Source organism: Natronobacillus azotifigens, from assembly GCF_026805325.1.
GTDB lineage: Bacteria > Bacillota > Bacilli > Bacillales > Amphibacillaceae > Natronobacillus > Natronobacillus azotifigens.
The window spans coordinates 1-11,725 of record NZ_JAPRAT010000046.1; the positions used below are offsets into that span (position 1 = coordinate 1).

9 protein-coding genes and 1 other annotated feature are annotated in these 11,725 nt (G+C 38.1%); of the genes, 6 read left to right on the forward strand and 3 right to left on the reverse strand.

Translation table 11 applies throughout. The annotated features are described in order from the left end of the window. Positions 1-180 precede the first annotated feature (180 nt). A complete protein-coding gene (locus OWO01_RS15355) occupies positions 181-1,257 on the forward strand; it encodes a M42 family metallopeptidase (RefSeq protein ID WP_268781362.1) in 1,077 nt (358 codons plus the stop codon). A 475-nt stretch (positions 1,258-1,732) separates the two neighbouring features. Next, entirely contained in the window at positions 1,733-3,916 is a 2,184-nt protein-coding gene (locus OWO01_RS15360; RefSeq protein WP_268781363.1) for a type IA DNA topoisomerase, read from the forward strand. Positions 3,917-3,948: 32 nt separating this feature from the next. Here OWO01_RS15360 and OWO01_RS15365 read toward each other — a convergent pair whose 3' ends face one another. Together OWO01_RS15365 and sspI are read right to left on the reverse strand one after the other, a co-directional pair. Beyond that, entirely contained in the window at positions 3,949-4,560 is a 612-nt protein-coding gene (locus OWO01_RS15365) for a lytic transglycosylase domain-containing protein (RefSeq protein WP_268781364.1), read from the reverse strand. Between the two features lie 111 nt (positions 4,561-4,671). Next, a complete protein-coding gene (gene sspI, locus OWO01_RS15370) occupies positions 4,672-4,881 on the reverse strand; it encodes a small acid-soluble spore protein SspI (RefSeq protein ID WP_268781365.1) in 210 nt (69 codons plus the stop codon). Positions 4,882-4,982: 101 nt separating this feature from the next. On the opposite strand from sspI, the gene OWO01_RS15375 reads away from it, so the two are divergent. The 4 genes from OWO01_RS15375 (at position 4,983) to OWO01_RS15390 (ending at position 10,580) form a co-directional block, all read left to right on the forward strand. Further along, positions 4,983-5,732, forward strand: a complete 750-nt coding sequence (locus tag OWO01_RS15375; RefSeq protein ID WP_268781366.1) for a TrmH family RNA methyltransferase — start codon at positions 4,983-4,985, stop codon at positions 5,730-5,732. Between the two features lie 79 nt (positions 5,733-5,811). Beyond that, positions 5,812-6,046: a binding site (T-box leader), on the forward strand. Between the two features lie 121 nt (positions 6,047-6,167). Then, positions 6,168-7,202, forward strand: a complete 1,035-nt coding sequence (pheS, locus tag OWO01_RS15380; RefSeq protein ID WP_268781367.1) for a phenylalanine--tRNA ligase subunit alpha — start codon at positions 6,168-6,170, stop codon at positions 7,200-7,202. 15 nt (positions 7,203-7,217) lie between these two features. Then, positions 7,218-9,644 (forward strand): phenylalanine--tRNA ligase subunit beta, encoded by a 2,427-nt coding sequence (gene pheT, locus OWO01_RS15385; RefSeq protein ID WP_268781368.1) that lies wholly within the window; start codon positions 7,218-7,220, stop codon positions 9,642-9,644. 390 nt (positions 9,645-10,034) lie between these two features. Next, positions 10,035-10,580: a hypothetical protein gene (locus OWO01_RS15390; RefSeq protein ID WP_268781369.1), complete on the forward strand. Its 546-nt coding sequence runs from the start codon at positions 10,035-10,037 to the stop codon at positions 10,578-10,580. Positions 10,581-10,600: 20 nt separating this feature from the next. Here the strand turns inward: OWO01_RS15390 and rnhC are convergent, their stop codons facing one another. Then, positions 10,601-11,530, reverse strand: coding sequence for a ribonuclease HIII (gene rnhC, locus OWO01_RS15395; protein ID WP_268781371.1), 930 nt, complete (start codon positions 11,528-11,530; stop codon positions 10,601-10,603). Positions 11,531-11,725 lie beyond the last annotated feature (195 nt).

An 11,725-nucleotide genomic window follows, 5' to 3' on the forward strand; every position in this document is an offset into this window, starting at 1 on the left:
CACCATTCGCATAATAAAGGTAATGAAAAAAGTAAAATCCTGGTCTTTAAGTTGTTATACATGGTAAATATGTTCAAACTATTCTTATCTGATTAATACTTCCTAATGAAACACTAACTTTTGAGTAAAATAATAAAGTAAGCTATAATTGTAAACATAATATCTGAGGGAGGTATACATATGAATGAAAAGTTAACGATGCTAAAAGAATTAACCGAAGCGAACGGTATTTCTGGTAATGAACGAGAAGCAAGAGAAGTGATGGAGAAACATATTTCTCCATATGCAACAGAAGTTTATACAGATCATTTAGGAAGTTTGATTGCGAAGAAAGTTGGACAAGAAGATGGTCCAAAAGTTATGGTAGCTGGCCACCTTGATGAGATTGGCCTAATGATAACAAGAATTGATGATAATGGCTTCCTTTATTTCCAAACGATTGGTGGTTGGTGGAGCCAAGTGATGCTTGCACAACGTGTGACTGTCACGACATCAAAAGGAAATCTGATTGGTGTGATTGGTTCAAAACCACCACATATTATGCCAGCAGAGGCACGAAAAAAACCTTATGAAATTAAAGATATGTTTATTGATATCGGTGCAACGAGTAAAGAAGAGGCAGAATCTTTCGGTGTTCGACCTGGGGATTCGGTTGTGCCATACTTTGAATTCCATCAAATGAAAAATGAAAAGCTCTTACTTGCTAAAGCATGGGATAACCGAATTGGTTGTGCTATTGCGATTGAAGTAGTAAAACAATTAAAAGATGTCGATCATCCAAACGTAGTTTATGGTGTGGGGACTGTTCAAGAAGAAGTTGGACTGCGTGGTGCGAAAACTTCAGCGAATACAATTCAGCCGGATATTGCTTTTGCTGTTGATACCGGGATTGCAGGTGACACACCTGGAATTTCACCGAAAGATGCAGACAGTAAGATTGGCGAAGGACCGCAAATTATTATTTATGACGCATCGATGATTTCACATAAAGGTGTACGTGATTTTGTCATTGACACTGCAGATAAGCATGCAATTCCTTATCAATATGCATCCATTGCTGCTGGTGGTACTGATTCTGGTGCGATCCATTTAACCGCAAACGGAGTGCCAGCATTATCGATTGGTATCGCAACAAGATACATTCACTCTCATGCAGGAATTTTACATCAAGATGACTTTGATAATGCAGTGAAACTTATTGTGGAAGTAATCAAAGGTTTAGACAAAGAAACAGTTAAAAATATAACTTTTAACTAAATAGTTGACCCAAGTGCGCCATAAAGTGATTGCTGACCATTTACTTTATGGTGCTTTTTTGAAAGATAAGGAAGTATAGAATTTTTAGTTCTATGCCGGTGTTTTTAGGTGTTTTATCTTTAAAAAGATGCAATAGTTTTCTAATATCACAGTAGGGTCTGATGGTTGCTTTCCAACAAGTAAAACGGCAGATGACCATGAATGGTCATCTGTCGTTTTACTTGTTGGAAAGTGTCACGCTATAGCGTGACATGACAAGCGGTAGCTTGTCACCATCAGCCCCTTACAAACTATAGCTTCTTATTTTTTTAAAAAAGTACCGGATGATTTTCCCGGTTTTTCTTATTGTCGAAGAAGAAAATCAGACATGCTCCAAAGTTTTTTTCATGCTATAATGAATAATACCTCTTTATCTATTATCCTCATTTTTCGTTTCCTCTATTAAAACAAATCCTTTAACGATTGGAGCTTGATTATGAAATTATTTGTTGCAGAAAAACCCTCCGTTGCGAAGAATATCGCCGAAGCACTAACCGTTTCAGTAAAGAAGGATGGCTATTATGAAGGCAATGGCTATATCGTTACATGGGCATTTGGTCATTTGCTAGAATTGTATGATGCGAAAGATTACGATTCAAAAATGGCAAGATGGAAAATCGAGAATTTTCCTTTTATTCCGTCCGCGTTTCAATATAAAGTAAAAAGCAATCCGCGTAATCGCAAATATCGTGACACTGGTGCGGTAAAACAATTGAAAATTATTCATTCTTTGATAAGACGTGGTGACGTTAACGCTATTATTTCTGCTTGTGATTACGACCGAGAAGGCCAACTAATTGGTGATAGTATTATTTACAACAGCAAGACGAAGAAACCAGTTTTTCGTTTACTGTTAAACGAATGGACACCACAAGAAATACAGCGTGGGATCGAGAATCTCATTCCTAACGAAGAAATGAAACCATTGCTACATGCAGGGATGAGTCGACAATGGACAGACTGGATAATTGGTATTAATTTAACCTCTGTTGCCACGTTAAAGTTTCAGAAGGGGAGAGGAAAGGTTTTAAATATTGGTCGAGTTCTTCTGCCCACACTAAAAATCATCTATGATCGAGACATAGAAATTGAACAATTTAAGCCAGAAGATTATTTCAAACTCAATGCTACCTTTGAAACAGAAAAACAGCAGACTTACCAAGGTACATATATCGAAGAAAAAGATAAATTTTCTGATAAAGAATATTTAGTGAAAATAAAAAAACTGCTCGAGAACCAAACCGCGAGCATTGCAGATAAACAGGTGGAACGAAAAAAAGAATATCCACCGTTTTTATTCAATCTTTCTAATTTGCAAGGGTATATTACAAATAAATACAAAGGCTGGACATCTGACAAGGTATTGAAAGTTGCGCAATCTCTCTATGAAAAGAAATATATAACGTATCCACGAACATCTAGTACAGCACTGGAGGAAAGTCTTGTAGAGAAAACAGAGAAAGTCGTTCAAGCACTGATTAAAGATTTACCATATAAAGAGGAAGTAAGATTTTACAAAAACAAGCGCGTATTTAATAACGCAAAAGTTGAGAGTCATAGCGCGATTATTCCGACGTATCTTGTACCTAAACGATTGTCGTCAGATGAACAACTTGTTTATACTGCGATAAAAAATCGCTTGGTTATGCAATTTATGCCGATCGCAGAGTACGAAGAGACAATTATTGTTACCGAGGTGCAAAATAGTGAAATAAAAGGAAACTTCCAAACCAAAGGAAAAGTACAGACTGTTGAAGGTTGGAAGAAAGTGGAGCATATCCAGACAAAAGATGTGCTGTTGCCGTTTTTGGAACTCGATACACCTGTAAGAATGATAGATAACGAACTGTCTACCCATAAAACGAAGCCACCTAAAAAACACACGGAGAGAACGTTACTACGTGTCATGGAAACTTGCGGAAAAACAGCAAAAGATGAGGAAACAGAAGAAGGGTTTCTAGGAGAAATATTACAAGGCTACAGTATTGGAACACCAGCGACCCGCGCAGAGACGATTAAAAAATTAATCGATGTTGGGTATATTAAAAGAGAACAGAAACACCTTACCACGACGTCGCTCGGAAGAAAACTAGTAGATACGTTCCCCATTAAACAATTGTTTGACCTAACTTTTACTGGTCGTTTAGAAAAATCATTATTTGATATGGAAAAAAAAAAGATGACGAAAAAAGCTTATTTAGAAGAAGTGTATGCTTTCACGAACCAAGCGGTTGCCACTATTAAAGAAACTGATTCTCTAACGATTAGAGAGGTAGCTCGGACGACTAGATCGAGCAAATCAACCGCATCAAAAGAAGTGGTTGGTAAGTGCCCGGTCTGTGGAAATCCAGTGATCGAAGGAACGAAAGGGTTTGGCTGTAGCAATTGGAAAAGTGGTTGTGCTTTTGTACTATGGAAAAATGATAAATTTCTAGCCGCGATGAAAAAGCGTGTCACCAAGACGATGGCGAAAACATTGTTGTCCAAAGGCAGTGTCTATGTAAAAGGACTAACAAGTAAACAAGGGAAAAAGTTCAATGCTACTCTGACGTATCAGAAGAAAGCAGATAGCAATTATTTCAGCTGGGAAATTCACTTTGATCAGTTGTCCTCAAAATAAAGAGCTAGATCATGATCATGATCTAGCTCTTATTATACGGAATATAGTTGATTCACTTTTCGGACATAATTCTGCGTTTCATTAAATGGAGGAATGCCTCCATATTTGTCTACATTGCCTGGGCCAGCGTTGTAAGCAGCTAAAGCTAACGTTGTATCTCCTTGATAACGATTCAGCATTTGTCTTAAATATTTGGTGCCACCAAATATGTTTTGTTGTGCATTGAAAGAATCAGACACCCCAAGACCTCTTGCTGTAGAAGGCATTAATTGCATGTAGCCTTCAGCTCCAGCATGACTAACAGCAAATTGATTGAAGTTTGATTCTACCTGAATGACCGAGCGAATCAATTTCTCGTCAATATTATATCTGGATGAAGCTTGTTGAATAATTTCATCAATATTCTTTGAGTTTTTAGTTTGTTGGATAGGCGCAACGGAATTCGATCTTATTGCAGACGACGATGTTGGTGTCGATAATAACTCTCGTATCGAAGTAGTATTATTAGGCATACTAGTTATTTGGTTGCGAATAGCATGCTGAAACATCCCTTCAAATATCGACGAATTTGAAGAAGCGTTATTTGGTCTGAAGTTAGCCATTGCCTGTGATTGCAACAAGTTTTGTATATAACGAATATCCATTTCTAATCTCCCTAGACAATCATAATGTTTGTCTTTATTTTAGTCGAATAAGCGCGAAATAGCAAGATGAAAAAACGTTGACCATACAAGATCAACGTTTTTAGAAAATATTTACTTTTGTAAACCTTGTTCCAATAACGAGAGCATTTCTTCTTTTTCATCTGAACTGGATTCTTGCCAAATTAATTCGAATAATACACCTAAACCAGGAAGCATTTTTTCTTCGCCACTTTGAATCGCATCTACAATAGTAGCTTCTAAATCTTCTTGACTGTTGTCAGAAACATTAGCCAAGATCGCTTTTCGTAAATTTAAGTCCAATATATTCACCTCAGTTAAAATATAGTCTAGCTAAAAATAGTTTGACCAGTGTTGTAAAAAATATGTATGATGGTATTAGATTGAACAGAGGATGGTTAATGATGATAACTTCAGTGAAAAATGAAACGATCAAACAATATGCTAAATTACATAAGAAGAAATATCGGGAACAAGCAGGGTCATTCTTGGTGGAAGGATTACACCTTGTAGAAGAGGCATGGAATAGTGATTGGCAAGTAGAAACCATTATTGTCCAAGATGGCTTTGTGTCCCATTTAGAAATACCGACCGAAATGATAACCATGGTAAGCGAAAATGTAATGCAATATCTTTCAAATACGAAAACACCACAAGGCATTATCGCAATTGTTAAGATGCAGGAACCAGTTCTACAAAAGAAAAATCGTTACGTCCTACTAGATGCGATTCAAGATCCAGGAAACCTAGGAACGATTATTCGAACGGCTGATGCGGCAGGTTTCGATGCTGTCGTATTAGGAGACGGAACAGTGGATGTTTTTAATGACAAAGTCATTCGTGCTTCTCAAGGTTCGATCTTTCACTTACCTATTTTGCAAAATGATTTGGTTGATTATACAAAAACACTGCAAGCGGTGGGTGTTCAAGTTTGGGCATCGACATTGGAAAAGGCAGCGCCGATCGGTACAGTATCAATACCTGATAAAATAGCATTGATTGTAGGGAATGAAGGAAGCGGAGTCGGGGTAGACTTGTTGGAACAAGCAGATCAACGCGTTCATATTCCGATCTATGGTCAAGCAGAATCACTCAATGTTAGTGTAGCAACAGGGATTATGTTGTATCAAATTGCTGGTGTTTGTGGGAAGTGATCTTCCTATTGATAAAAAAATTCGAGAAACGGTTGCATCTTATCGGGGAGTTTCCTATAATAAGACAAGATACATATGGATAGAAGCAACGAAAGAGTTCGTAAACTTTTGTATTTTCAATGCAATAGGGAGATAATGCCTTGACTGAAAGCATTTCCGTTGAATAAAAGTTGAAATTTCACTCTGGAGCTGGCGTTTGGGACCTTGCTATGCAAGTAAGAACGTACCGGATGATAAATCCGTTATCAAATTTAAGTGGGCACCAGTATAGGTGTCAACAAGGGTGGTACCGCGAATAGAGCCTCGTCCCTTTCTTTAGGGATGGAGGCTTTTTGTTGTTTTTAGAATTACATGATGCTTGAATGGATCAACCAGTAAAAAGAAAGTTTTCAGTTAAATCGCTGTCAGGCAAAAAAATAAGGAGGTTTTGTACAAATGAAAGAACGATTACATTCGTTACAACAAGAAGCAGAACAAAAAGTAGCGGAAGCAAAAAATCTAGCAGATTTACAGCAAGTGCGTGTTTCTTATTTAGGGAAAAAAGGTCCAATCACGGAAGTATTACGAGGCATGGGTAAGTTGTCCAAAGAGGAACGTCCAGTGATCGGGGAATTGGCCAACAAAGTTCGGGAAGCAATTGCAACAGCGATTGATGAGAAAAAAGAAGCTTTTGAGGCAGCAGAATTAGATAAGAAATTGCAAACCGAGCAGATCGATGTCACATTACCTGGACGTCCTGTCCAAGTTGGTGGTCCACACTTGCTCACAAATATCGTAACAGAAATTGAAGATCTATTTATTGGAATGGGATTTGAAGTACGAGAAGGTCCGGAAGTAGAAACTGATTATTACAATTTTGAGGCACTTAATTTGCCGAAAGATCACCCAGCACGTGATATGCAGGATTCTTTTTACATTACGGAAGAGCTTTTACTGCGCACCCATACATCACCTGTTCAGGCAAGAACGATGAATGAATTCAAAGGCAATAAGCCAGTAAAGATGATTTGTCCAGGAAAAGTATATCGTCGAGATACGGATGATGCGACACACTCTCATCAATTCACTCAAGTAGAAGGGTTGTATGTGGATAAAGATGTGCGCATGAGTGATTTAAAAGGTGTTTTAAATCAATTTGCAAAACAGTTCTTTGGAGAAGAAAGAGAAATTCGTCTCCGCCCAAGCTTTTTCCCATTTACAGAACCATCGGTAGAGATGGATATTTCTTGTAAAGTTTGTCATGGAGATGGTTGTTCTGTTTGTAAGAAAACCGGCTGGATTGAAATCCTTGGTGGTGGAATGGTACACCCTGATGTTCTTCAAATGGCAGGTTATGATCCGAAAGTCTATAGTGGATTTGCTTTTGGAATGGGACCAGAACGAATTGCAATGCTGAAATATGGTATTGATGATATTCGCCATTTCTACACAAACGATATTCGATTTTTAAAACAATACGATCAAGCGTAATTAGGAGGGGTAAACATGCTCGTATCATTAAATTGGTTGAAAAAATACGTGGACTTAGGGGATATTACACCAGAGGCACTTGCAGATAAAATTTCCAAAACAGGAATTGAAGTAGAAAGCATTATGCACATTGCAGAACAAAGTACGAATGTTGTAGTTGGTTATGTAGACAGTTGCGAACAACACCCAAATGCAGACAAATTAAATCTTTGTCAAGTGGATGTTGGAAATGAACAATTGCAAATTATTTGTGGTGCACCAAACATTGCTCAAGGGCAGAAAGTAGCCGTTGCCAAGCCAGGTGCCGTGTTACCAGGAAACTTTAAAATTAAAAAAGCAAAACTTCGTGGGGTAGAATCACAAGGAATGATTTGCTCTTTACAAGAACTTGGCGTGGAGGAAGCGTATGTACCGAAAGATATCGCTGACGGTATTTTCGTTTTTCCTAATGATGTAGAAGTTGGTGCTGATGTTGCTAGCTATTTAAATTTGGATGATGCGATTTTGGAACTTGGCTTAACACCAAACCGTTCGGATGCACTAAGTATGCTAGGTGTGGCATATGAAGTTGCGGCTATTTTAGATGAACCTGTTCAATTACCAGATGTAACGGTACCGACAATAGAGGAAGAAGTAACGAAGCATATTTCCGTGTCCGTAGAAGCTCTTGAAGCGAATCCTTATTATGGTGCTTTTCTCATTAAAGATATTCAAGTTGGGCCCTCTCCGTTGTGGATGCGCAATTATCTAATGGCAGCAGGTATTCGTCCAATCAATAACGTTGTCGATATAACCAATTATGTTTTATTAGAATATGGTCAACCACTACATGCGTTTGATTTTGATAAATTTAACTCGAACCAAGTTGTTGTTCGCCAAGCAAACGAGAAGGAAACAATCGTGACGTTAGATGATCAGACACGTAATTTGAAGCCTGAACATCTAGTGATTACGAATGGAAAAGAAGCAACAGCACTTGCTGGGGTAATGGGTGGTGCAAATTCTGAAGTTACAGAATCAACGACAACAGTCTTACTAGAAGCAGCTTATTTTGATGGGAAGACGGTACGAATTGTTGCAAAAGATCACCAACTTCGAAGTGAATCTAGTACCCGTTTTGAAAAAGGCGTAGATCCGAACCGCGTGGAAAAAGCGGGTTTACGCGCTTGCCAATTGCTTGCTGAATATGCAAATGGTACAGTCTTATCTGGAATTGCCACTTTCGATCAGTTGGATAAATCAGAAAAACAAGTGACGATTACAACCAGTCGAATCAATGATCGTCTGGGCACGACCATTACCGATCATGACATTTCTATCATTCTTGAGCGTTTAGGCTTTACTTTTGAACAATCAGGGGAAACGTTTGTTGTGAACATTCCAACACGTCGTCAAGATATTTCTATTTTTGAAGATATGTTAGAGGAAGTTGCTCGAATCTATGGTTATGATAACCTTCCTTATACGTTACCAAAAGGCGGACAACAAGCGGGACGATTATCGCCAGTACAAAAGTTAAAGCGCCAAGTGAAGCAATATTTTGAAGGTGCTGGTTTGATGGAAGCCATTACGTACTCGTTAACAACGAAAGAACGAGCAAAACTACTAGTTAGTCCAGAAATAAAAGAAAAAGCAGTCACTCCAGTAAGGCTCTCTATGCCAATGAGTGAAGAACATAGTACGCTACGTATCAGCATTTTGCCTGAAATGTTAGCAAGTTTATCTTATAATGTTGCACGTAAACAACAAAACTTAGGTTATTATGAAGTAGGAAGTGTGTTTGTTTCTGAAGAAACCGAAGTTACCAAGCAGCCAGATGAGAAGTTGCGAGCAAGTGGTGCAATTACGGGCAAATGGGTAACACATGCATGGCAACAAGAAGTCAAAGAAGCAGACTTTTTCTTATTAAAAGGAATCGTCGAAGGGCTTTTTGAACGTCTTGAATTAACTGCTACCTATAAGCAAGCGGTTATTGACGACATGCATCCAGGACGAACTGCTCAAATTATCGTGAATAATGTTCCGGTTGGTTTTATTGGTCAGGTACATCCGCGCTTACAAAAAGCTTTTGACTTAAAAGATACGTATGTGTTTGATCTTGATCTAGATTATTTATTTGCAATTCACAGTGATGAACCAAGCTTTACAAAGATCCCACGTTATCCAACGGTTTCCCGTGACATTGCCCTAGTAGTAAGTGAACAAGTGGCAGCGGGAGCGGTGGAAGAGACAATTAAAGCAGAAGCTGGCGAATTATTGCATGATGTTCATGTCTTTGACCTTTATCAAGGAGAGAATTTACCTGAAGGGAAGAAATCATTAGCATTTAATTTATTGTACAGTAATCCAGACCGTACACTTACCGATGAGGAAGTAGAAGCTTCCTACCAAGCGATTCTTGCAGCAGTAAAATCAAATCATGATGCGGAGTTACGCGGATAAAAATCACTGATTCAACATGAGGGTTTCCATTAGAGGAAATCCTCATGTTTTTTATGGTATATGAAAGCATATAACTGGCTCTATAACGGTATTTATAGTTGTTTTATCTTTAAATAGTTGTAACGTATTTTCTAATATCACAGTAGGGGCTGATGGTTGCTTTCCAACAAGTAAAACGACAGATGACCGTTCATGGTCATCTGTCGTTTTACTTGTTGGAAAGTGTCACGCTCTAGCGTGACATGACAAGCGGTAGCTTGTCACCATCAGACTCTTAGAAAATATAGGTTCTTATTATTTTTTAAAAGTACCGGGTGGTTTTCCCGGTTTACCTTATTTCCTTTCTATTCTCCTTATGCTAAAATAAGGATATTCGTAGGAGGTTTGGTTATGATAAAAGACTATGAAACAAGACATATATTTATGGCGATCGCAATTGGGGTACTCTTTTTGTCACCGATCTTTTTGTTGTTGTTTCCCTCACTAATCTCAAACTCTATTCATTTTACGCCAGGAACGTTATTTGTCTTTGTACCAGGGGTAGGATATCTCTATTATTTCTTTGCTCTTCTTTTTTTATTTTGCGCATTTTTCACGCTCTTTCTTTTCGATATACATAAAAAATCCATTTTGTTCTGTCTTCTTTTTTTGCTATTAAGTAGTTTCACTTTTGTGACAGCATCGCAATCATACATTGCTTTTGCAGATCATTCGGTTTCTTTTCGAAAGAACCTTTGGAATGATAATCATATCTATGCTTGGGAAGAAGTAGAGCAGGTGCTTTTTGCACAAGAATCTTATGAATATGAATTCACTTTCGCTGATGGGAACACATGGCGAATTTCTGAAACATCGAAGTTTCGCGAGATTCGATCGGATGTTCTTCGCATGGTAAGGTTCTCTGGTGGCGAATACGACGTTGTATCATCCTTTTGAAAATAGCAAAAAGCAGCAACCTACTTATAGGCGGCTGCTTTTTTTGTGTTAGCAAAATGAATTTTTGTAAATTTGCTTAAAGTTTCTATTCCTTGTTTCTGGAGGATGCTTCCGGCTACACGATCAACCTTTGCGGATGCACCTTTAGGAAGTTCTACACCTGCTTCTTTCGAAAGTTTCTCCATTTCTTGAACGAAGCTAGCACGAGCTAGTATAGACGCGGTAGCTACGGCAATCGAATGGCTTTCTGCTTTCGTCATGAAATAAGTATTTTCTGTTAATCGCTTATTTTCTGATTTCAAATGATTGATATAAATATGTGGTTGTGAAAACTGATCAATCAATATTCCGTCAGGCTTGGCTGGTGCAATTTTTTCTAATAAAAGATGAATTGCATGATCATGAAGCATGGTTTTCATTTTTCCTTGGGTCCAACCTTGCTTCTGCAACTGATTGTACTTAGGATTATGCATAACGACAAGAGTGTATGGAATGCCGATTTGTAATAATTTTTTTGCAATAACTCGAATCGATGCATCGGTAAGGTTTTTTGAATCTTTCACGCCGATTTCTTTTAACAAAGGGATTTGTTCTTCTGTTACATAAGCTGCAGCTACCGTGATGGGACCAAAATAATCCCCTGTTCCCGCTTCGTCTGAGCCGATATGTGAGCTGGTAAATAAATCTGAATCTGGTTGATAGGTATGCCCAGGTTTGGTGGTGTTTTTCTCTGCCGCTCCAACTGGTTGAGCTTGTCCCCATTTATTGGCCTCTGCTTCTGGATCTGTTCCTTGAAATAAAACTTTCCCAGATTTATAGCCGGTAATTGAACTAGTGCTTGTTTTTGCTGCAAAAACTGCTCCTTGTGGTGCGGGTTTAAGCATCATTTGATATGCTTCTTTCATTTCTTCTAATGTACTTTTGGAAACTTGTAATACAATCTGCCCCATAAGCGCTCCTTTATAATATATAATATCTTTAAGTATAACAAAGAAATCCCTAAGTTGCATACAAATGGTGGAAAAAAGGTTAATATACTTTACTTGTCTATGGAATCAACGTAAGATATCGTCTATAAGAGATTTAAAACGTCAATTGATAGCAGTTTTTCACGTGCTAGCAGAATGCATTCTGTGCGGATATTT